The sequence below is a fragment of the Exiguobacterium sp. E4787 genome, from assembly GCF_018618375.1.
GTDB classification, from domain to species: domain Bacteria; phylum Bacillota; class Bacilli; order Exiguobacteriales; family Exiguobacteriaceae; genus Exiguobacterium; species Exiguobacterium chiriqhucha.
Window position 1 is genome coordinate 136,914 of the sequence record NZ_JACSLY010000001.1, and the last position, 19,980, is coordinate 156,893.

A 19,980-nucleotide genomic window follows, 5' to 3' on the forward strand; every position below is an offset into this window, starting at 1 on the left:
GTTTTATTTATGATAATGCATTCAAGCGCGCTTCCCATTCTTGGTCGAAGCGGCGCATATCGGCTTCGATGTCGTCGAGAATCGGTTCGAGGTTCGAGGTTTCGTTCGTCTCTCCAGCCACTTCGAGCTGATGGAACCGGGCGGCCGTCTCGTCGAGGCCGACAGAATAGGAGGCCCCTTTCAACAAGTGGGCGAGCTGTTCGATTTGTTCATGGTTTCGTTCCATCACCATGCGTCTCAATTCCGGGAATCTCGCCTCGAATTGGCGGATATATGTCTCGGCAATCTTTTTTAAGAAATCTTTATTTCCGCTAGCGATTTGATGGAGCTCCGCCAACTTTTCTTCGTTAAACAGAGCATTATGGGGCGTTTGTGACAACTCCATCCCTCCTTTGCTTCAATCCTACTAACATTCCTACCCACTGTAGCATGTTTTCGAGAAAAAACAAAAAAACTCCTCCTTTTCCGATTGCACTCTCCCATTCGCGTACCTATAATTAGGTTGAGCTAAGGTAGGAGGAACATTATGCTAACGATTTACCGTACCGACGCATCTGGGCGTGTCGACGAAATCGAAGACTTTGACAAAGGGAGCTGGATTCAACTCGTCAATCCGACGAAAGATGAGGCCGATCAAGTCATCGCCGCCTCCGGCATTCCTGAAGATTTCGTCTACGACCCGCTTGATATTGAAGAAAAACCACGATTTGAAAAAGATGATGAGGGCCTCCTCATGATCATTGACGTCCCATACGTCGAAGAAGACGACACAGGACGCGCCTATAATACGATTCCACTTGGGATTATCGTCACGGGACGACACTTCATCACCGTCTGTTCGCGTGATCTAGACGTGCTCAATTTGTTCGCCAACGGAAAAGCCCGTTTGTTCCGGACGAACTACCGGAGCCGGTTCGTCTTTCAGATTTTGCACCGAGTAAGCATGACATACTTGCGCTTTCTTCGCCAAATCGATCGGCGCATGGACGAGCTCGAGCAAGAGTTGCAACGTTCGATGCGAAATCAGGAAATCTTTCAATTGATGAACTTACAGAAGTCGCTCGTCTACTTCATGACGTCGCTCAAAGCGAACGACAGCGTCCTCGACCGCATCGTCAAGACACCGAGTCTCGAGAAGCACGAAGAAGACGAGGAGTTGCTCGAAGACGTGTTCGTCGAGCACCGTCAGGCGATGGAGATGGCGTCGATTTATAACGATATCATCAGCATCAAGATGGACGCCTTCGGTTCGATCATCTCGAACAATGTCAACTTCGTCATGAAGTTCTTGGCCTCGATTACGATCGTACTTAGTATTCCGACGATGATCTCTGGAATATTCGGGATGAACGTCCAAGTGCCGTGGGAAGGACAACCGATTGGCTTCGTGTTCGCCATTACGATGATGATCGGTTTCTCAAGCCTCGCCTTTTACATTTTGTGGCGCAAGCGATATTTCTAAAAAAGATGGTGTCGTCCGTTGCGGCGACACCATCTTTTTACATCAATTTGACTGTGACGAGACACAAGTCATCGTCGATCTCGATTTTAGGGACGAGTTGTTCGGCGACGTGACGCGCGTAGTCAAGCCCGTATGACGCGACGTCCTTCTCGAGCCAGCGGATGCCGTCGTCGATGTCTTTGCTGTAACATTCCATCAATCCGTCTGTATACATGTGCATCGTCATCCCCGGTTCGATGTCGACTACCTTCGACTCAAAATTCGGCTCCTCGAACATGCCGACCGGGACACCGGTCGTCTCGAGACGAGTCACACCCGAGTCCGACGTCACGATGACCGGCGGATGACCAGCATTGACGTACTCGATTTGACGCTTCGTCGTGTCGATATAACAATAAACGGCCGTGAAATAGCTTTGCATGTCCTCTCCCGAGAACAAGAACGTCATCTGGCGGTTCAACTCACTCATCACATCGACTGGGTATTGGACGTTGCTGACGAGACCGGGCAAAATCGACCTAATCCCCATCGTAATCAACGCAGACGAGACACCATGCCCCATCACGTCGAAGATGATGACCCCATACCGATCCGGTGCGACCTGGAACCAGGCATACATGTCCCCGGCCAGTTTTTTAGACGGCAAGTATAGAGCCCGGACGTCAATCTCATCGTTGCTGATGGGCGGGGTCAACGCGCTCTGTTGAATCTTTTGCGCGAGATCGAGGTCGTATTGGAGCCGCGCCTCATATTTTTTGCGTTCATCGACGGCCGCTTTGTAACGGAGTGCGGAGCGGATGCGCGCGAGCAGTTCCGTGATTTTAATCGGTTTCGTCGTATAGTCGGACGCTTCAGCGTCGAGACCTTCTGCGATTTGCTTTTCCTCGGTGCGACCCGAGACCATAATCACGGGAAGTTCCTCATAGCCGCTCATCTGTCGAATCCGTTTGCACGTCTCGATTCCAGAGATTCCTGGCATCTCGACATCAAGCAGGACAAGGTCGTATAGCGACGGGGCTTGCGGGTCCATCAGGAGCGCGAGCGCATCTTCACCACTCGAGACCGAAATCGTCTCATAATCATGTTGATGCAATAATTGTTCGAGAACCATCGTATTGACCGGTTCGTCGTCCACAATCAAAATCGCCATAGTCATCCCTACTTTCTCTGTCAGTGTTCTTCTGCATATTATTGTATCATATCTAATCGCTTCATTAGGTATTTCAATGCTGTGACAGTTCGAAGTGGTTCAAAGATGGAGAATCTCGTTTGTTTTTGGCATACTGGAAGTACGAAAGCGAGGAATGCCGCATGGGATGGATATTCGCTGTGAGCGGTTTGATTATTTTGCTCGTCTTAATCGCGTCAATCGTTGTCATTCAAAAAGGATATGCCTATAAAGACAACAAGGACGACATCGTGCTCGATTACGATGAAATCAATCGCCGCATCACTGAAGAAGAACAGCAGAAAAAATAGAGCCATCGGCGGATGGCTCTATTTTTATTTAAATTCGAATCGAAGTGCCCCTTTTTCAAGATAGAGCGCGGCATCGAACGTCTTGTCCCCTTTTTTGAACGTGTGCACGTTCGATTGCCCGCCGTTAATCATCTGTTTCAGTTCATCTTTGGCAATTCCGACGCCGAGTACTTGTTTCGACATCGTAAACTTGCAACCTTCGCGAAAGCCGCTACAACCGATGAATTTCGCATGCTCGACGAGTCCCTTGCCACAGCTCGGGCAGACGCCGAACGATGCTTTCGGCCGCGCCGCCGACTTCTTCCCGAAACGTCGTGCTTCAATCGTATAGCCTTCCGGGTTCGCCGTCTCGACTCGCGCTTTCGCCTCTTCGACGAGATGAATCGACATCTTTTTCGCCTGGTCGATAAATTCGGCGGCCGAAGCCGATGCCTGCCCGATTTCGTTGAGACGTTTCTCCCATTTGGCCGTCATGGCCGGTGAAGCAAGGATACTGTCACCGAGCACGTCAATCAACAAGCGCCCTTTATCGGTCGGGACGAGCTCTTTCTTTTGTAGGTCGACATAGCCCCGCTTCTTCAATCCGTCGATAATATTGGCTCGTGTCGCCTCGGTTCCAAGCCCCTCGACTTCTTTCATGATATGAATCAGTTCTTCATCATCGAGCTGCTTACCGGCCACCTTCATCGCCATGATGAGCGCGCCTTCTGTATACCGTTTCGGTGGCTCCGTTTGTTTCGATAATACTTCGACTTTCTTTTCCGTCAACGGCTCCCCGAGTGTGAGCGCCGGGAGTTCGACGTCTTTGGACTTCATCTCGACGACTTGACGATAGCCGGCACTGACGACGACCGTCCCTTTTGCCCGGTACAGGTCGTCGCCGTCCATGAGGTCGACCGTCGTTTTCTCAAGCTTGGCCGGAGGGGCGAACGCCGCAAGAAAGCGACGGTTAATCAAATCGTATAGTTTTGCCTCATCCCCGCTAAGTCGGGCCACATCGCCACACGCCTCGGTCGGGATGATCGCATAGTGATCACTGACCTTTTTCGCGTTGACGTAGCGGCTGTTCCGGGACGGGTTCTCGGTCAACACGTCTTTCAACTCGGCATAGGCCGCCGACTTCAATAGCCTTGCTTTCGTCTGTGGGAACAACGTTGCCTCGTCCGGTGTGACGAAACTTGAGTCAGTCCGCGGATAACTGATCCATCCTTTCGTATATAGCTTTTGAGCGATGTCGAGCGTCTTCTTCGCCCCGAAGCCGAACCGCTTGCCGGCTTCGGCCTGCAAACCCGATAAACTGAACCAAAACGGCGGGTATTCCGTCTTGTCCTCTTTGTCAATCGAACGGACAATCGCCGTCCCGGTCGCCCGGTTGACGACCGCGTCGGCTTGTTCGCGAGTCTTTAGTTTCGTCGTCTTACCGAGCGTGTATTTCGCTTTGAACGTGCCGCGTCCTTTTTGAAGCGTCGCCTCGACCTCAAAATACGGCACTGGGACGAACTGTTTAATCTCACGTTCGCGATTGACAATCAAAGCGAGCGTCGGAGTCTGGACACGGCCTAGCGAAAACACGTCCTCGATGCCGATCGTCTTCAACAGCGTTGTATACGCTCTTGATGCGTTCATGCCGACGAGCCAGTCGGCACAGGCGCGACTCATTGCTTCGTGATAGTACGGGATCGTCTGGTCGCCTGGTAGCAGTGCGGCAAAACCACGGTCGACCGCCTGCTCGGTCAAACTCGAGATCCATAGGCGCGACAAAGGTTTTTGATTGCCGGCGAGCCGTAAAATGAGACGGACGATGGCTTCTCCTTCCCGCTCGGCATCGGATGCGATGATGACGTCGGTGATGGACCGGTCGTGCAGCCATTTCTTAATCGTCTGGAACGGTTTCGACTTGCCTTTCGAGATGCGATAGTCAAATCGGTCCGGCACGATTGGGAGCGACTCATATTTCCAAGACTTCCATTCCGGCTTATAATGGGACGGTTCTTGCAGCTCACATAAGTGACCGACCGCCCAGACGACGATGGCGCCCTCTGGGAACCGGGCACATGAAGCGATCTCAATCTCGTCTTTTTTCTTTTTTGATGGATACGGCGCAGCCAGTTTTTGGGCCTGCGACGGTTTCTCCGCAATAATTAATCTCATAGGATCCCTACTTTCACAGTCATCCGAAATCTCGTCGGAACGACACTTTCGAGAAAGAATGTATTTTCTTATCTATTCTATAATATCATTAGAAGAGTATGTACAACATAAAGGGGGATGTCTCTTGTCTTATCTTATCTTATTCGCCGCCGTCTTCTTCTTATCGACGAGCGTCTTGTTCGTCAAATGGACGTCCGCACCGGCCGAGACGGCCGCGTTTTACCGTATGCTGATCACGTGCCTGATGTTGTTGCCCTTCGTCGATTTCAAATCGCTCCTCGGGACACGACTCATGACACGATATGCCTTGCTCCTCAGCGGGACGTTGCTCGCGTTCCATTTTTGGCTCTGGTTTTTATCGCTCGATTATACAACCGTCGCCAGCTCGACGCTGTTCGTCACTTCGAGCCCGATTTTTGTCTTAATCGGGAACGCATTGATTTTTAAAAAGAATCCGACCCGGAAAGGGTTAGCCTTCGCGCTCATCGCTGTCTTCGGAGGTATGCTTGTCGCGGCAGGCGACATTCAACTCGGACGTGAAGCGCTGTTCGGGGACTTGCTCGCTTTAATCGCCGCTCTGCTCATCGCCGGCTATTGGCTCGTCGGCCAACACGTCCGGACCGAGATGAACACGAATACATACTCGTTCAGCGTCTATCTCGTCGCAGCGGTCGTCCTCTGTTTCATGCTTCTCGTCCGGGGGACGACGTTCACCGCGTTCGAATCGGTCAACTGGTGGTATTTCCTCGCCCTCGCCTTCTTCCCGACGATTTTAGGACATAACTTGTTCAACTATGCGCTCGCCCGTGTCAGTGCGACCGTTGTCAGCATCACCATCCTTGGCGAGGCGCTGTGGGGCATGCTGTTCGGGTTCGTCTTCTTCGACGAGCGTCTCGGCATGATGCAATGGGTCGGTGCGGCCGTCCTGCTCGGCGGAATTTACTTGTTCCTAAAAGAAGACGCCCGTTCCACAAGAACGGACGTCGCTTCATAAATTGGTTGCTTTCGCTTCGATTTCGTCTTCTGACGGGCGGAATAAGAGCTTGCGATCCCAAACAGCCATCCCGACCGCGGTCAGGAAGGTCATCGCATCAGCGATTGGGAACGCGAGCCAGACACCGAATACGCCGAAGAAGTTCGGCAGGATGAAGACGAGGGGAATCGTATAGAGCGTCTGCCGCGACAGCGACAAGAACATCGCGACCCGGGCCTTCCCGAGCGATTGGTAGATGCCGTTGACGAGCATTTGGACGCTCGGGAGGAACGAGACGGCGAACAACACATGAATCGCCGTCACGCCGCCGGCAATCAAGTTGGCGTCGGTCGTGAACATGCGCATCAGTTGTTCCGGAATCAACTGGAGCGTCAACCAGATGATGACGGCAATGGCAATTCCAGCCCGCATTGCCGTCCAAATCGTTTCCCTCATCCGGTCGAATTGTTTGGCGCCGAAATTGTAACCGACAATCGGCTGCATGCCTTGGACGATACCCATAATCGGCATCCCGACGAGCGCCATGAATTTATTGATGATCGCAAAGATGGCAAGTTCCTCGGTCCCGCCGTATGTTCCGAGCATGACGTTGACCCCGACGAATAAAATCGACTGGGACACCATCATGATGAACGAAGATGAGCCGATCGCCATAATCTCCTTCAATTCGCCGAACCGTAATCGAAACTTCCGCCATTGGAAATCGAGATCGGTGCGGCGATTTTTTGAGAAGAAGAAACGGAGCATGAGCACAGACCCGACGACTTGAGCGAGCGCCGTCGACCAAGCCGCCCCGTAAATGCCCCAGCCGAACGTGAAGATGAATAGCGGCGTCGTCACCAAGTTGACGACAACAGTCGTGAGCATCACTTTCATCTGATAAGGCGCCTGTCCTTCAGCCCGTACCATCGCGCTCGCCGCGAGTGTGAACATGAAGAACGGAGAGCTGATGAGCACGACCGATAAGTATTGTCGGCTCAGTTCCATGATGGCCGACGTCGCTCCGAACACTTTCAAGATGTCATCCAACATGAAAAAGGCGGAACTGACCGCAAAAGCGGCGAACACACCGACGAGGACGAGCACGTTCAAAAACGTGACGGCGGCACCGGCATCGTCGCCTTTGCCGAGTTTCCTTGAACTGATGGATGCCCCGCCCAACCCGACAGCGCTCGAGACGGCCATAAGAATCATTTGAATCGGAAAGGCGATCCCGATGGCAGCCACGGCAGTCGACCCGATGCCACGGGCGACGAAGATTGTATCAATGATGTTGTACAGTGCCGTCACTAGCATCCCGATCATTGCCGGTAGCGACAGTTTGAACAGCAGACGTCCGATTGGATCGGTCCGGAGCTGCTCCGTATTCTGATTCATGCTTCCATCCCCTTTGTCGTCTATGTTAACAGGTTAGCAAGATTGGATGGAACGGTCGACTATGTTGTCTTGCCGGATGTGTCAGACCGGGCTCGGCACAGGTGTGTTCACGACGCCGGCTTTTCGCTTGCGCATGATGAAATCGGTCGCGACCGGTTGCTCGACCTTGACACGTACCGTCATCATCGCCTGGTTCGCCGTCTCGAGGCTTTCTCCCGACTCATCGTACAGCTCATCGATACGCTGCGAGAAACGGACGAAGCCGGGACCGAAGAACTCGACTTCTTCCCCGCGTCGAAAATGGTTCCGTTGCTCGAGTGTCGCTATTTTTGTCGTCGGTTCATACGAGATGACGCGTGCCGCGAATGTATATTGCGGGATGGCGCGCGGCTTACCGAACAGTTGCTCGTTCTCGGTCGGGACGCCGTAATAGAATCCGGTCGCGAGTTCTCGTTGTGCCGCTTTCCAGATTTCTTCTTCCCACGCCGGATTAAACTCGAAGCCCTCAGGGTCGTCACAGTACGCGTCGATGACTTGACGATAGACGTTACAAACGGTCGCCACATAGTGAATCGATTTCATCCGTCCTTCAATTTTCAAGCTGTCGACACCAGCGTCGACCAAGTCCGGAATGTGACGTACCATCGCCAAGTCGACCGAGCTCATCGAGAACGGTTCCTCGTCGCGTGCTGCCATCTCGTCAGTCAACAGTTCGTCCGCCTCAAAGAATCCGTACTTCCAACGGCACGACTGGGCACAGCCACCCCGGTTCGCATCGCGGAGCGCCATATGGTTCGATAAGGTGCAACGTCCCGAGTACGAGATGCACATCGCCCCATGGACGAACGTCTCGATTTCGACATCGACTTGCCGTTTCATCTCTTTGATTTCTTCCATCGATACTTCCCGGGCGAGAACGATTCGCTCCAATCCTTCCTCTTGCCAAAAGCGGAGCGTCTCATAGTTCGTCGCTGACGACTGCGTCGACAAATGGACCGGAAGTCCCGGCGCATCCGTGAGGCATACCTCAATCATGGCCGGGTCGGACACGATGACGGCATCAATGCCGATATCGCGAAGCTTGCAAAAGAACTCGCCCGCGCCATCGATATCGCCTTCATGGGTCACCATATTCGCGGCGACATACACTTTTGCCCCGCGCGTATGGGCGAACGCGACGCCTTCGGCCATCTCGTCATACCCAAAATTGCCGGCCCGAGAGCGGAGTCCGAACTGTTGTCCCCCGATAAAGACCGCATCGGCCCCATACAAAATCGCCATCTTCAATTTTTCTAAGTTGCCGGCCGGTGCTAATAATTCTGGACGTTTTCTCATCTTAATCCCTCACTTGATCTCTTCTGGATTTCGTAACAATAGTCCCGTCCCGAGCCGGAATTGTTCCGGCTGCAGTTCGGCGAGACGCCGTTCCATGACGAGACGATCGAATCTACCGTTCAACAAATCTGAGCGGGCCTTATCAAACAACCGGACGATATCGACGAATGCATCACCCGCGTGCCAACCCTCGAGCTTCCATGTGTGAAGGCCGCCTCTTATTAAGGTGGGCAGTTGTCCCATAAGCGTCAAATCTTCAGAGAACACATGCGTCCCGTTTTCATCTTCATACACTGGATAGCGGCTGTCCGCATCCGATGGTTCGCTCACATAATATTCGCGTGCTTCTGCCAACGTGTTCGATCGGCCAATCTCATTGAAGTAGTTCGTCAAGAGCGGACGTTTCGAATGATGGATACACGTCGGTCCGTATACTTGGACTTCGACCGGCAATCCGATTTGCTGTTGAATCAGTCCGAGTTCAGTCAACGTCACTTCACGGGCCGCGATTGCCCCAATCGCATCGCGTTTGCCCCAAAATTGAATGTGTCGGGCCGACGTGACGAGCGTTTGAGCATCATACCAATAGGGGATATTTGCATTACGGATTAAGCGGATGGCGCCCGGGTCACCGGCCGTCACACTGTCAACCCCGATTGTTTTTAAAGCCGATAAATAGTCAGGCAGCGTCTCAATCTGATGATTGTGCATCAAATTATTGACGGCGACGGTCACTTCTTTGCCATAACGGTGGGCAATCGCTGTGACTTCTCGCACAGCTTCCAACGACCAGTCTCCCTTATGGCGTAACCCGTATGTTGCTTCTCCGATATAGATGCGGTCAGAGCCCGCCATAATCAGCGCTTTTGCTTGCTCGACGCCCTGTGCTGTAGTCACTAGCTGTATCATCATCTGGTTTCTTCTCCTCACTTTGTGAGTCTAATCACATATTCTTGCTATACTCTAGCATACGTTTTGACGTCGCAGCCGAGCAGGAATTTAACAACTCGTGAAGAAATCAGTAACAATGTATGACTTTTTATATCGAAGGAGTGGACGATTTTGACAAAAACAGCCTTAATTACTGGAGCCTCGACAGGAATCGGACTCGATCTTGCCGTGTTAGCGGCCCGGGATGGATTTGATTGTATCCTCGTGTCTCGCAACGAGCCTCGGTTGCACGAATTAAAAAAAGTACTGGAGAAACGTTACCGTGTCAGCGTACACGTCTTCGCCCTCGATTTGTCTGAACACCAAGCCGTAAAACGACTGACGAGTGCAATCGCCGATGCCGGACTGACGGTCGACTTTTTAATCAACAATGCCGGTTTCGGAACGGCCGGCGAGTTTATCGAGCTCGATGCCGAGACCGAGGCCGAAGAGGTCCGTTTGAACGTCAACGCCTTGACCGAATTGACGAAAGCTTATTTGCCGGGCATGGTGGAACGGAATCATGGCTATGTGTTGAACGTCGCATCGGTCGCCGCCTTCCAACCTGGTCCGTATATGGCGGTCTACTACGCGACGAAGGCCTACGTGTTATCGCTCACCGAAGCGCTCCATGCCGAAGTGAAAGGAACAGGCGTGCACGTGAGTGTCCTCTGTCCAGGTCCAACCGATACCGGATTCTTCAATCGGGCCGGCAGCGAGATGATGGTGTCAAAAATGCCGTCTCATCTCGTCGCTTTCTTCGGCTATAAAGGCGTCATGACCAACAAACGCGTCATCGTGCCGGGTGTGTCGAACCAACTGCTTGTCGCCGCGGCCAAACTCATGCCGCGCGCAGTCAGCCTTGAGATTTTGCGCCGCTTCCAAAAACCATCAGATGCTGGATCGGAAGACGTCTCGACGATTTAACCCATGTATGCACGTTAAAAAAGGAGGAGGTCCCCCGGGGGACTTCCTCCTGCTTTATGTGATTTGATTATGACCGCGCCAACTGAATCATGCGCCGGATGAGTGTTATGCCCGGAATACACACCATCAGTGTCGTCGCCACGACGACCGACCAAGCCAATGTGCTTTCGAGTGTGAGCGCCCGTTCCGTCAGCCCGCCGAGGACGCTTCCACCTTGGACGGACAAGACAATCATGAGTGCCGGCCAAACGCTGGCCCCGAGGATACTGAGCATCCCGTAGCGCGTCCGTAGTAGCCGACGTGACATCAAAAACAGATTGAGCCCCATAAACAACAGTCCGATGAAAAGAAACCAACCGATTTCAACCAGATTGACGTATCCGCTCATGCACGTGTCACCTCACTCGGTGTGATACCTAATTGTTACCCGTCTTCCCGCACAAATATGCGAACGAACAAATCATGCAACAAGATGAGGAAGACGGCGTTCCCGATGCCGTGGGCCACATCGAACGGTAGACTGAGCACGAGCAGTTTGATGAAGTCGGCCCCGATGACTTCCGCGAACGAAAGATTGGCCGTCCAGCCGAAGAGAAAACCGGCCCCCAGACCTACGAAAGCTAGGAGCCACCTTGAGTGACGAAGCAGAGGTTTAAGTAAAATGACGACGAGTACGACGAGAAGCCATCCTAAAAATTGAAACAAGACGAACGGACCGAGTCCGAGCAACAGTCCCGATAAAATCGGGACGAACAACGCCAGCATCGCGGCGCTCGTGAACCCGAAATACAAGGCCGTCAATATGAGCAACGCCGTCGACGGTTGCACGTTCGGGATGGCCACGAATAACCAGCGCCCGATGACGGCGAGCGCGAGAATCTGTGTCAGAACGGCGATCGGGATGTCCGTCCGCTCAAATCTTGACATGATTCCCGCCGCAATGATTAGGATGAGGACGTATGTGACCATAGCGCACTCCGTTTCCTATACTCGTCTAAATCGCCATCGAAGACAATCGTACCGTTCGACAGGCAAAGGATACGGTCCGCCGCCTGAATCAGTTGCTCATCATGTGTCGCACACAAAACATGTGCCGTCATGGCTTTCTCGGTTAACGCTCGTTCAAACTGAGAGCGCTCTTGCTCGGTCAAGCCCACGCTTGGCTCATCCAACAAGAACAGCGAAGCTTCGGAATCGAAGACGGCCTGCAGTTGAGCGACGCGACGATTCGCCGCATGCGGGAACGGGCCGTACTCTTGCTCGGCCGGTAAATAAACTGGCCGCTCGCCCCATTTAACCTTCCCATACAAGGGACGCACGCTTTTGGCAATCAATTCGAGCAACGTCGATTTCCCGCTCCCGTTCGTTCCGATACAGATGGTCAGTCCTGCCTGATTCGCCTCGTATGACACATGCTCGACCGCATAGGAAGCCTGCAACGGATGGCGATAGGACACGTCCGTCACGAAAAGTTGGGGCTGATTCATGGTCGGATTGACGTGAAACGGGTCGGATGGGGTATGTTCGCGCGCCCTGTCCGTGTATGCAATCCGAACGCCGAGCCCGGTCAACCTGCTGAGCAACATCGTCAAATGCTCGACCCGAAACCGATCCAAATGTCGAAACGGCTCGATTAAGACAATCGCCTCGGATGAATCGGCCAGTGCGTGAGCGATTCGGACGAGTTGCCGTTCCCCACTTGAGCACTCGTCGAATCGCTTATGAAATAGATGATCGATTTGAAGAATGGCAGCCAGTTCGGCTCCTCGCAGGGCGTCACTCCCAGAAATGAGCGATGCGACTTTCCCAGCAAGCGGAGTGTCGAGGCGAACGACTCGCGCTTGTTCTTCCCTCACCCACTCCTCGAATTCATCACGTCCGTCTGCCAAGGATAACCAACGCATCGCGCACCCCTCCCTTCGTCAAATATGGATACAGAAGCCAAACAACCGGTGTGACCATAGCCGCAGTCGCCCCGAAACTAGCGAGGACGAGGCATTGGCCCCAGTCATGTCGTTCGAAGCGTCTCATCCGATTCGTCACATATACCGGCTCGAGGCGTTGGCTTTCGATACCGACGACGACGGCCTCTTGCCAGTCACGTCGCGGATGACTGGCCAACGATAAACGGACCGCCCGTTCCATCGTCGGGACGAGCGCCCAACCGCCGTACAGCAACCTTGTCGAACGAGGCCATTTGTTCAAGAACGGCAATAAACGCTCGAGGCGCATGAATCGATTGACCCAAATCATACCGAACAAAAAAGTCGCGAGTGGAATCAATTGATTTGTGACACCACCGACCGAAATCCTCCAACCGAGAACGAACGGGGCAAGTGAAATCAATAAGAACGCGAGGATAACACCGAGCATCGCCAGTGGAAACCGTCGTTCCATCAGTAACAAACCGAACAGACCGAGGAGGAGCCAAATCGAGTCATTCAAGTATGTCAACACGTACAAATGGACGAGTAAGAAGAAAAGGAGCGTGACCGGATGTCTGCGCTCCCAATCTGCCTCATTCGAAGAAAGAAATCGCATCTTCTTCGAACCGCCATTGAATGATGTCGGTCGATTCGACTTCTTTGGCTCCGGCGCCTTCATCGCCCGGGCTACCATTGAAGGCGTAAACCCAGCCTGAGGATTGTCCGGCCGACTTCTCTTCAATTCCGTCAACGGCCGTGACATAAGTCATGTCTCCGTCGCCGACCGATTCAATGTCAAGCTCGGTCGCTTCAAGGGCATCGAGTACCGTCGCCCCTTCTTCTAAGCACACACTCTTCTCATTGAACAGCGTCTCTTCGGTCGCCGCATTGTAAACAGAAATCGTCGGCTCGACATCACAAGCCGCTTCCTCGGTCGATGTCGTATCCCCTCCGCATGCGGTCAAAAGCGGGACTAGTAAACTCATCAGAAGCAATTTTTTCATAAATCAGTCAAATCCTCTCGTTGATGGATAGAGTAGTTGTATAGAATCGTGTATTTCTCACCCGTCGTCCGCCCTTGCTGGCTCAATCCCGACAATTGAATGCTGTTGGCGAGCACCGGCTCGCGTTGCAACCAGAACTTGACGAGGCGATTATCCCGATTGATCATGAGCATCGACTCATTCTCGAACGTGTACATATCGTACAGCCCATCGAATGAGAACTGGAGGAACGGGGCATCGACTTGGGTCGTGAATTCAGACCAGGCCGGTTTCCGGATCGCGTCGAGCATATGTTCAAAGTCGACGAGTTTCTCGAAGAACGCACTTCCCGAGTCCTTATTCAGTTCATCGACTTGACGATACGTCAGCTCGCCCGATTCGTCGTAGTTGATTCGAATCTGTTGATACGAATTTGCGCGTTCGACCATGAGCAAATATTCGAGCGAACGGAGTTCACCGTCCTCGCTGAAAATCATTTTGCTTCGGTCGAGTTTGATGGACTCACTGTTGATCCGGCGCAGAATGTTGTCCGTCATCTCGTCAAACGTCTCGTCTTTAATCGACACCGTTCCAATCTGTTGTGACTCGGCCCGGAATTCGGATTGATCAAAGAGCGGGACGAACAACAGGACGATGAAGAAAAAGAACCCGACGAGCGCCCCGTACCATTTATAGCGGCTATTGCGTTTCGGGAAGAATAAGAACGACATCAGGAATCCGATTGGAATATGAAAGCCACCAATCGGGAATGAAACGATCCCGAGCAATGAAAAAAATAAAAATTTGATAAGAAAGTTTGGTTCTGGTTCTTTCAGTTGATTTAAGCGTAAACCTAGCAACGTACTGATGACGAAAAAGCCTAGCCATACGTATAGTTGTACTGTCACGTTAATCCCCCACTGTAAACTCGAAGAAGTCAGTCGCTACATGGCTATCTGGAAACACGGTGCGTACTTCATCCACAAACGCCTCGTCTCGACCTTGATAGCGGGCCGAGATATGCGTGACAATCAAACGGCCGACTTGCGCCGTTTTTGCGAGCGTTGCCGCCTCGACTGTCGTCGAGTGGCCGTATTGACGGGCGAGTTTCGCCTCTGCTTGCATGAACGTCGCTTCATGAACGAGCACGTCGACGCCAGTGGCGAGGATGGCTGCGTTCGGACAAGGGACCGTATCGCCTAGAATCGCCACGACCGGTCCTGGGACCGCGTCAGTGACGTATTCTTTAGAGACGTACGTTTTCCCTTCAAACTCGAACGTGTCAGACTGCTTGATCGTCCGATAAATCGGTCCGCTCGGGATGCCGAGCGCCATCACTTTTTCGACGAGCAATGCGCCCGGTCGTTCCGGCGCTTCAATACGGAATCCGTACGACGGGAAGCGATGGTCGAGTCGTTTGACGATGACGAGGTGACCGTCCTGTTCGAACGTATCGCCGTCCTCGTACTCGACAATCGTCAAGTCATAGCCGAGATAAGAACCCGTCACTTTCATCGTCAACTCGAGCCATTTCTTGATGCCTTTCGGTCCATATAAGGTGAGCGGGCTCGACCCGTCGAGCGCTGAACGCGTTGACAAGAACCCGGGCAGACCGAAGACGTGATCGCCGTGAAGGTGTGTCACCCAAACGGCGGAGACTTTGCGCGGTTTTACTTTCGTATGCAGCATCTGGTGCTGCGTCGCCTCGCCACAATCGATGAGCCACGTCTGTTTCGCAAGCGTGACTGCCAACCCGGAGACGTTCCGTTGTTTCGACGGCATACCAGAGCCAGTTCCTAAAAATTGTAACTTCATAAATGATAATGTCCTTTCTTGTCGTCCATTCCATGCTATACTGTAGGCAATCGTTGAAAAAGGATGTGATCCGTGATGAAGAAAGTTGAACATTCCGACTCGATCTATCAACAGATCCGGGAACGGGCGACTTCAATGAATCGCAAACACCAACAAGAATTAGGCACCTCAATCCTCATTCACGACATAGCGATGGAACTTCACTGTTCAGACGAACTCGTTTTAGAATCGTTGGAGTTCGCCGCATAATAGCTCGAACACATAGGAAGAGCCGACATCACGTCGGCTCTTTTTCATTTCGTTTTAGGTGTCGCGACGAGCTCGACAATTTGAACGACATATTCAACCAACTTGTACAGTTCGACGAGTGGCATACGCTCGTTCGTCGTATGAATTTCTTCATATCCGACAGCAAGGTTGACGGTCGGAATCCCACCGCCGGCAATCACGTTGGCGTCAGAACCGCCGCCCGAATGCAAGATTCGAATTGGACGGCCAATCGCTGTCGCGGCTGCTTTCGCCACTTCGACGACTTCGTCCCCTTCTTCGAACTTAAAGCCTGGGTACATGATGTCGATGTCGACTTCCGCACGTCCGCCATGTTCTTCAGCTGCGTCAAGATACGCTTGTTTCATCGCTTCGGCTTGTGCTTCCATTTTTTCATGAATCAATGAACGCGCCTCGGCGAGGACTTCGACGTAGTCGCAGACGATGTTCGTGGCACGGCCGCCTTCGAAGCGTCCGATGTTTGCCGTCGTCTCATCATCGATGCGGCCTAATTTCATCTTCGCGATTGCTTTCGCCGCGATTTGAATCGCCGATACACCTTTTTCCGGGGCTACACCGGCATGAGCCGTCTTGCCATAGATTTTGGCGTTCACTTTCGCCTGAGTCGGTGCTGCGACGATAATGTCGCCGACCGGGCCATCCGAATCGAGCGCGAATCCGAACTTCGCATCAATTTTCGAAAGATCGAGCACTTTTGCCCCGACGAGCCCAGATTCTTCTCCGACTGTAATCACGAACTGGATTTGACCGTGTGGAATCGCTTGTTCCGTCAACACGCGAACGAGTTCGATCATCGCCGTCAATCCGGTTTTATCATCCGCCCCGAGGATGGTCGTCCCATCCGTCACGACGTAACCGTCTTGAATACTCGTCTTGATCCCTTTACCTGGTGTGACCGTATCCATATGCGCCGTGAAATAAATCGGGTCGACGCCTTGTTTAGTCGCCGGTAGCGTAATAATCAAGTTGTTACCTGAATGAGCCGTTTTCGTCGACGCATCGTCTTCATAGACGTCGCATCCGAGCTCTGTGAAGACCGCCTTTAAATGCTCGCAGATGACTGCTTCTTCTTTCGTCTCTGAGTCGATCCCGACCAGTTGTAAAAATGTGTCAAGCACTCGTTTCTCGTTTACCATGAAAACATCCCTCCATCCAAACATTTCTAGGTTATTATAACAAACTCGTGCCGTTTGCACGAACCTTTTCCATTCTGTACAATGAGGACAAACACATTTGGAGGAACGTCATGAGTAAGAAACAGAAAAAGCGTCAACGCATTATTCAAATCGGTGTCGTCGTCATCGTATCCATCTTTTTATTGAGCACGTTTTTGTCCGGGGTGGCCATGTTCCTGTAACAGAAGGATATACCGCTCTTTTAAAATCAAGTAGCTTTTCACGTCCGACAAAATATTTAATAGCGATGAACGTACCTCAAATTCCTCACGCGACGTGGGGAGGGGTACGTTTTTTCGATAATGCTCAATCGTCTCTTCGAGCTCCCGCAGGAACGTCGAAGCGTCGGCCCGTTGATTGACGTTGTCGCCGACGCGTCGGAGGAACGTCGCGACAGGTTTGGCTTCATTGACGACCATCGTGATCTCCCGGGAGTTCTCGGCGATGCGCTTCAAGATGTCATACTGCCGTTCTCGCATCCGAAAGTACAGGTAATCCATGTCTTCGTTCCGCTTCCCAATCGAGTTCCCCATGCGACGGAGCGCAAGGTCTTTCCCTTGTTTCAAATAATCCCGTGTCTTCAAGAGCATCATCGAATGGTTGTTATAGACGCCCGTCTCGACACAGGCGGCCACATCATAAAAGTGAACGGCGAGAGCCCGGTCGATATTGTCCTTGATGCGCTCGATCTCTTTATCGAGTGTCGGCATGTACATGTTGACGACGAGTCCTACCCCGACACCGATGGCAATCAATAACAACTCGTTCACGAACAAATCGAACGAGAACTGCCCTTCCGTATATAGATGGGTCAAGATGACGACACTCGTGATCATGCCGTCCTGCAGTTTGAGCTGTTGAACGAGCGGGATGAACATGACAAAATAAAGTGTGAGCGTCGCCGGTGAATAACCGAGCAAGGTGAACATCAATGCCCCCATGCCAATCGCAATCAGGCTGGCCATGACCCGCTCATAGGAAGCCCGAAACGACTTTTTCCGTGTCTCCTGAATACTGAGGATGGCGATGATGGCTGCGAAGACGTAGTAATCGAGATGAATCGTCTCGGAGATGAGCATGGCGATCCCGGCTGCTGCCGCCGTCTTAAGCGTACGTGATCCGATTTTCATAATATCTCCTCCTCTCTCACAAAATTGTTCACTAGTTTCTTCCGTTTGGCAATCCATATGTTTGGAAGTGATCGTATTGAAAAGAAAAAAACGTGGCGTGATTCCCACGATGCTAACGCTCGCCCTTGCCGTTTTAGGTTTCCTTTGGCTCCAAGACCGTCCGAGCGGGGCGTATACCGTTCAGACCTATGACAGCGGGGACGTTTCGACCCGATCATTTGAGTCACTCGACGAGGCGCGGGCCTATATGGAACGTGGGGGCAACCGTGCCCTGCTCGATGCGTCAGGCGACGTCATCGACTTCATTGGCACTGGCATCGCCGTCACACCGACCGACCGAATCACAAACCTCTATCAGGACGCCGAGTTTAAGAAACGGCAGTCGTATGTCGCCGGCGGGACCCGACTCCGTCTCGTGCAGACGGCCGACAAGCATTTGTTGGTGAACATTTCCGGCGCCGACGTCTACGTGAAGCCGGCCGACATGAAGCTTTATCCGGACGCTGTCGTCGAGCGTCGCGGCTTCTATCAGATGCGGGACGGGCAAGTGTTCCATACCGTCGAGGCGAACGGCAACTTGGCCGGGACGTTCCTCGTCGGACCGGCGCCGCAACAGTCGTCCGACCGCTATTATACAGAGGACGTGCGCGACGTGTTCGATTCGCCATACCAGTTCGCTTCGATCGCGTCGAAGGCACCGTATTCGGCTCGCGAGCTCGACGCATTTCTCGGCACACTCGACGACAGCCCGCTCGCCGGTAAAGGCGACGCCTTCAAAGATGCCGAGGCAGAGTTCGGCATTAACGCCTTGTTCCTCATGGCCGTCGCCGGACACGAGTCCGGGTTCGGTACATCAGCCATCGCCCGGGAAAAGAATAACTTGTTCGGCTTCCAGGCGACCGACAACGATCCGAGCGGAAATGCTGCCTCCTATCCATCTGTCGAGGCGAGCATCGACGCAGCGGCTCGACTATTCGCCGAAAAGTACGTGACGGGCGCTTATGACCGGGGGCCGTTCCCTGGCAATAAACAAGAAGGCGTCAACGTCAATTACGCCTCAGACCCGTATTGGGGCGAAAAAGTCGCCGGGACGATGTATCGCATCGACCGTGAACTCGGATTGACCTATTTAGAGCAGCTGAAGTGATGGCCCAACGGCCGTCACTTTTTTTTGCAGGAATCGCCCCTTCGCTGAGCGAATACCTAAATGAACGACCATTCATTCCAAAGGGGGATTTGTATGAAAACGATTTGGATCACAGGTGGCTCATCGGGGATGGGCAAGGCGATGGCGCTAAAATTCAAAACCGAGGGTTGGAACGTCGCCATCAGCGGCCGCAACGAAGAGCGGCTACAAGAAGCGATGGGCGAACTGGAGGCCATCGGGGCCGGAGCAGCGATGGCCGTGCAACACGATGTGCGTGACTACGAGGCGTGTTCACAAGCACTCGATCAAATCAGCGAACGGTTCGGACCGGTGCATGCGCTCGTCAATAACGCAGCCGGCAACTTCGTCTGTCCGACGCTCGACTTGACGCCGAACGGCTGGACGAGCGTCATCGACATCGTCTTGAACGGGACGTTCAATTGTACCCACGTCCTCGGCAAACATTGGGAACGGGAGCAACTGCGGGACGGCTCCATCATCAACATGGTCGCCTCCTACGCCTGGCAAGCGGGCGCCGGTGTCGCCCCGAGCGCCGCCGCCAAGGCCGGGGTGCTCAATTTGACGCGGACGCTCGCCGTCGAATGGGGGTATCAGTTCGGGGCACGCGTGAACGCGATCAGCCCGGGCCCAATCGAGCGGACCGGTGGTGCCGACAAACTCGCCGTCCACGTCAAAGAAGTCGAGCGCATCCGTCGTAACGTGCCGCTCGGACGGTTCGGCACACCCGAAGAGATTGCCGACCTCGCCTATTGGATGGCGTCGGACGAGATGCGCTATTTGAACGGAGAATGTATCTCGCTCGACGGCGGCCATTGGCTCAATAAACATCCGTTCTAACCGA

The 19,980-nt window shown here is 53.0% G+C and carries 22 protein-coding genes; 7 read left to right on the plus strand and 15 right to left on the minus strand.

Features of this window, described 5'->3' with window-relative positions; all coding sequences use genetic code 11:
- Nucleotides 1–7: 7 nt before the first annotated feature.
- Complete coding sequence (locus KNP80_RS00735) at nt 8–385, minus strand: Hpt domain-containing protein (RefSeq protein ID WP_214831815.1); 378 nt, start codon at nt 383–385, stop codon at nt 8–10.
- 141 nt (nt 386–526) lie between these two features.
- Here KNP80_RS00735 and KNP80_RS00740 point away from each other — a divergent pair, with 141 nt between their 5' ends.
- Complete coding sequence (locus KNP80_RS00740) at nt 527–1,462, plus strand: magnesium transporter CorA family protein (protein WP_021067655.1); 936 nt, start codon at nt 527–529, stop codon at nt 1,460–1,462.
- A gap of 37 nt (nt 1,463–1,499) precedes the next feature.
- Here KNP80_RS00740 and KNP80_RS00745 read toward each other — a convergent pair whose 3' ends face one another.
- Nucleotides 1,500–2,612, minus strand: coding sequence for a PP2C family protein-serine/threonine phosphatase (locus KNP80_RS00745; RefSeq protein ID WP_214832258.1), 1,113 nt, complete (start codon nt 2,610–2,612; stop codon nt 1,500–1,502).
- A gap of 161 nt (nt 2,613–2,773) precedes the next feature.
- On the opposite strand from KNP80_RS00745, the gene ytzI reads away from it, so the two are divergent.
- Nucleotides 2,774–2,941, plus strand: coding sequence for a YtzI protein (gene ytzI, locus KNP80_RS00750; RefSeq protein ID WP_021067657.1), 168 nt, complete (start codon nt 2,774–2,776; stop codon nt 2,939–2,941).
- Nucleotides 2,942–2,965: 24 nt separating this feature from the next.
- On the opposite strand, the gene KNP80_RS00755 is transcribed toward ytzI, so the two are convergent.
- The gene (locus KNP80_RS00755) at nt 2,966–5,092 is read right to left on the minus strand and encodes a DNA topoisomerase III (protein WP_214831816.1); all 2,127 of its coding nucleotides are present in this window, start codon (nt 5,090–5,092) and stop codon (nt 2,966–2,968) included.
- A 124-nt stretch (nt 5,093–5,216) separates the two neighbouring features.
- On the opposite strand from KNP80_RS00755, the gene KNP80_RS00760 reads away from it, so the two are divergent.
- On the plus strand, nt 5,217–6,086 hold the full coding sequence (locus tag KNP80_RS00760; protein ID WP_214831817.1) for a DMT family transporter: 870 nt from the start codon (nt 5,217–5,219) through the stop codon (nt 6,084–6,086).
- On the opposite strand, the gene KNP80_RS00765 is transcribed toward KNP80_RS00760, so the two are convergent.
- The 3 genes from KNP80_RS00765 to KNP80_RS00775 all read right to left on the minus strand — a co-directional run bounded on the left by KNP80_RS00765 (nt 6,081) and on the right by KNP80_RS00775 (nt 9,710).
- The gene (locus KNP80_RS00765; RefSeq protein WP_131471238.1) at nt 6,081–7,463 is read right to left on the minus strand and encodes an MATE family efflux transporter; all 1,383 of its coding nucleotides are present in this window, start codon (nt 7,461–7,463) and stop codon (nt 6,081–6,083) included. The genes KNP80_RS00760 and KNP80_RS00765 overlap by 6 nt on opposite strands.
- 81 nt (nt 7,464–7,544) lie before the next feature.
- Nucleotides 7,545–8,798 carry a peptidase U32 family protein gene (locus KNP80_RS00770; RefSeq protein ID WP_214831819.1) on the minus strand — a complete coding sequence of 418 codons (1,254 nt, stop codon included), beginning with the start codon at nt 8,796–8,798 and terminating at the stop codon, nt 7,545–7,547.
- Between the two features lie 9 nt (nt 8,799–8,807).
- Nucleotides 8,808–9,710, minus strand: coding sequence for a peptidase U32 family protein (locus KNP80_RS00775; RefSeq protein ID WP_214831820.1), 903 nt, complete (start codon nt 9,708–9,710; stop codon nt 8,808–8,810).
- A gap of 150 nt (nt 9,711–9,860) precedes the next feature.
- On the opposite strand from KNP80_RS00775, the gene KNP80_RS00780 reads away from it, so the two are divergent.
- On the plus strand, nt 9,861–10,655 hold the full coding sequence (locus tag KNP80_RS00780; protein WP_021067663.1) for an SDR family NAD(P)-dependent oxidoreductase: 795 nt from the start codon (nt 9,861–9,863) through the stop codon (nt 10,653–10,655).
- Between the two features lie 67 nt (nt 10,656–10,722).
- Here KNP80_RS00780 and KNP80_RS00785 read toward each other — a convergent pair whose 3' ends face one another.
- Genes KNP80_RS00785 through rnz form a run of 7 tightly spaced genes read right to left on the minus strand, consistent with a single transcriptional unit; the run spans nt 10,723 to nt 15,378 of the window.
- The gene (locus KNP80_RS00785) at nt 10,723–11,043 is read right to left on the minus strand and encodes a hypothetical protein (RefSeq protein WP_214714680.1); all 321 of its coding nucleotides are present in this window, start codon (nt 11,041–11,043) and stop codon (nt 10,723–10,725) included.
- Between the two features lie 35 nt (nt 11,044–11,078).
- A complete protein-coding gene (locus KNP80_RS00790) occupies nt 11,079–11,624 on the minus strand; it encodes a hypothetical protein (protein WP_214831821.1) in 546 nt (181 codons plus the stop codon).
- A complete protein-coding gene (locus tag KNP80_RS00795; RefSeq protein ID WP_214831822.1) occupies nt 11,600–12,559 on the minus strand; it encodes an ATP-binding cassette domain-containing protein in 960 nt (319 codons plus the stop codon). The genes KNP80_RS00790 and KNP80_RS00795 overlap by 25 nt, the downstream gene beginning before the upstream one ends.
- Nucleotides 12,528–13,196 (minus strand): hypothetical protein, encoded by a 669-nt coding sequence (locus tag KNP80_RS00800; protein WP_214831823.1) that lies wholly within the window; start codon nt 13,194–13,196, stop codon nt 12,528–12,530. Before KNP80_RS00800 ends, KNP80_RS00795 begins: the two co-directional genes overlap by 32 nt.
- Nucleotides 13,174–13,566, minus strand: a complete 393-nt coding sequence (locus KNP80_RS00805; RefSeq protein WP_236355691.1) for a DUF4430 domain-containing protein — start codon at nt 13,564–13,566, stop codon at nt 13,174–13,176. The genes KNP80_RS00800 and KNP80_RS00805 overlap by 23 nt, the downstream gene beginning before the upstream one ends.
- Nucleotides 13,567–13,580: 14 nt before the next feature.
- Complete coding sequence (locus KNP80_RS00810; RefSeq protein WP_214831824.1) at nt 13,581–14,471, minus strand: hypothetical protein; 891 nt, start codon at nt 14,469–14,471, stop codon at nt 13,581–13,583.
- Nucleotide 14,472: 1 nt separating this feature from the next.
- A complete protein-coding gene (gene rnz / locus KNP80_RS00815) occupies nt 14,473–15,378 on the minus strand; it encodes a ribonuclease Z (RefSeq protein ID WP_214831825.1) in 906 nt (301 codons plus the stop codon).
- A gap of 75 nt (nt 15,379–15,453) precedes the next feature.
- Between rnz and KNP80_RS00820 the strand changes: the two genes are divergently transcribed.
- Nucleotides 15,454–15,627: a hypothetical protein gene (locus KNP80_RS00820; protein WP_021067671.1), complete on the plus strand. Its 174-nt coding sequence runs from the start codon at nt 15,454–15,456 to the stop codon at nt 15,625–15,627.
- A 44-nt stretch (nt 15,628–15,671) separates the two neighbouring features.
- Here the strand turns inward: KNP80_RS00820 and KNP80_RS00825 are convergent, their stop codons facing one another.
- Both KNP80_RS00825 and KNP80_RS00830 read right to left on the minus strand, forming a co-directional pair.
- Entirely contained in the window at nt 15,672–16,802 is a 1,131-nt protein-coding gene (locus KNP80_RS00825) for a M20/M25/M40 family metallo-hydrolase (RefSeq protein ID WP_029595289.1), read from the minus strand.
- Nucleotides 16,803–16,981: 179 nt separating this feature from the next.
- The gene (locus KNP80_RS00830) at nt 16,982–17,971 is read right to left on the minus strand and encodes an aromatic acid exporter family protein (protein ID WP_214720388.1); all 990 of its coding nucleotides are present in this window, start codon (nt 17,969–17,971) and stop codon (nt 16,982–16,984) included.
- Between the two features lie 109 nt (nt 17,972–18,080).
- Here KNP80_RS00830 and KNP80_RS00835 point away from each other — a divergent pair, with 109 nt between their 5' ends.
- Together KNP80_RS00835 and fadH are read left to right on the plus strand one after the other, a co-directional pair.
- Complete coding sequence (locus KNP80_RS00835) at nt 18,081–19,118, plus strand: N-acetylglucosaminidase (RefSeq protein ID WP_251128799.1); 1,038 nt, start codon at nt 18,081–18,083, stop codon at nt 19,116–19,118.
- 93 nt (nt 19,119–19,211) lie between these two features.
- Complete coding sequence (gene fadH, locus KNP80_RS00840; protein WP_034777934.1) at nt 19,212–19,976, plus strand: 2,4-dienoyl-CoA reductase; 765 nt, start codon at nt 19,212–19,214, stop codon at nt 19,974–19,976.
- Nucleotides 19,977–19,980: the final 4 nt, after the last annotated feature.

Coding starts and splice junctions, on each gene's coding strand:
- KNP80_RS00745 (WP_214832258.1), bottom strand. CDS start 2,612: ATGGCGATTTTGATTGTGGACGACGAACCGGTCAATACGATGGTTCTC.
- KNP80_RS00770 (WP_214831819.1), bottom strand. CDS start 8,798: ATGAGAAAACGTCCAGAATTATTAGCACCGGCCGGCAACTTAGAAAAA.
- KNP80_RS00825 (WP_029595289.1), bottom strand. CDS start 16,802: ATGGTAAACGAGAAACGAGTGCTTGACACATTTTTACAACTGGTCGGG.
- KNP80_RS00805 (WP_236355691.1), bottom strand. CDS start 13,566: ATGAGTTTACTAGTCCCGCTTTTGACCGCATGCGGAGGGGATACGACA.
- KNP80_RS00835 (WP_251128799.1), top strand. CDS start 18,081: ATGCTAACGCTCGCCCTTGCCGTTTTAGGTTTCCTTTGGCTCCAAGAC.
- KNP80_RS00740 (WP_021067655.1), top strand. CDS start 527: ATGCTAACGATTTACCGTACCGACGCATCTGGGCGTGTCGACGAAATC.
- KNP80_RS00800 (WP_214831823.1), bottom strand. CDS start 13,196: ATGCGATTTCTTTCTTCGAATGAGGCAGATTGGGAGCGCAGACATCCG.
- KNP80_RS00820 (WP_021067671.1), top strand. CDS start 15,454: ATGAAGAAAGTTGAACATTCCGACTCGATCTATCAACAGATCCGGGAA.
- fadH (WP_034777934.1), top strand. CDS start 19,212: ATGAAAACGATTTGGATCACAGGTGGCTCATCGGGGATGGGCAAGGCG.
- ytzI (WP_021067657.1), top strand. CDS start 2,774: ATGGGATGGATATTCGCTGTGAGCGGTTTGATTATTTTGCTCGTCTTA.
- rnz (WP_214831825.1), bottom strand. CDS start 15,378: ATGAAGTTACAATTTTTAGGAACTGGCTCTGGTATGCCGTCGAAACAA.
- KNP80_RS00830 (WP_214720388.1), bottom strand. CDS start 17,971: ATGAAAATCGGATCACGTACGCTTAAGACGGCGGCAGCAGCCGGGATC.
- KNP80_RS00765 (WP_131471238.1), bottom strand. CDS start 7,463: ATGAATCAGAATACGGAGCAGCTCCGGACCGATCCAATCGGACGTCTG.
- KNP80_RS00790 (WP_214831821.1), bottom strand. CDS start 11,624: ATGGTCACATACGTCCTCATCCTAATCATTGCGGCGGGAATCATGTCA.
- KNP80_RS00735 (WP_214831815.1), bottom strand. CDS start 385: ATGGAGTTGTCACAAACGCCCCATAATGCTCTGTTTAACGAAGAAAAG.
- KNP80_RS00755 (WP_214831816.1), bottom strand. CDS start 5,092: ATGAGATTAATTATTGCGGAGAAACCGTCGCAGGCCCAAAAACTGGCT.
- KNP80_RS00785 (WP_214714680.1), bottom strand. CDS start 11,043: ATGAGCGGATACGTCAATCTGGTTGAAATCGGTTGGTTTCTTTTCATC.
- KNP80_RS00775 (WP_214831820.1), bottom strand. CDS start 9,710: ATGATGATACAGCTAGTGACTACAGCACAGGGCGTCGAGCAAGCAAAA.
- KNP80_RS00795 (WP_214831822.1), bottom strand. CDS start 12,559: ATGCGTTGGTTATCCTTGGCAGACGGACGTGATGAATTCGAGGAGTGG.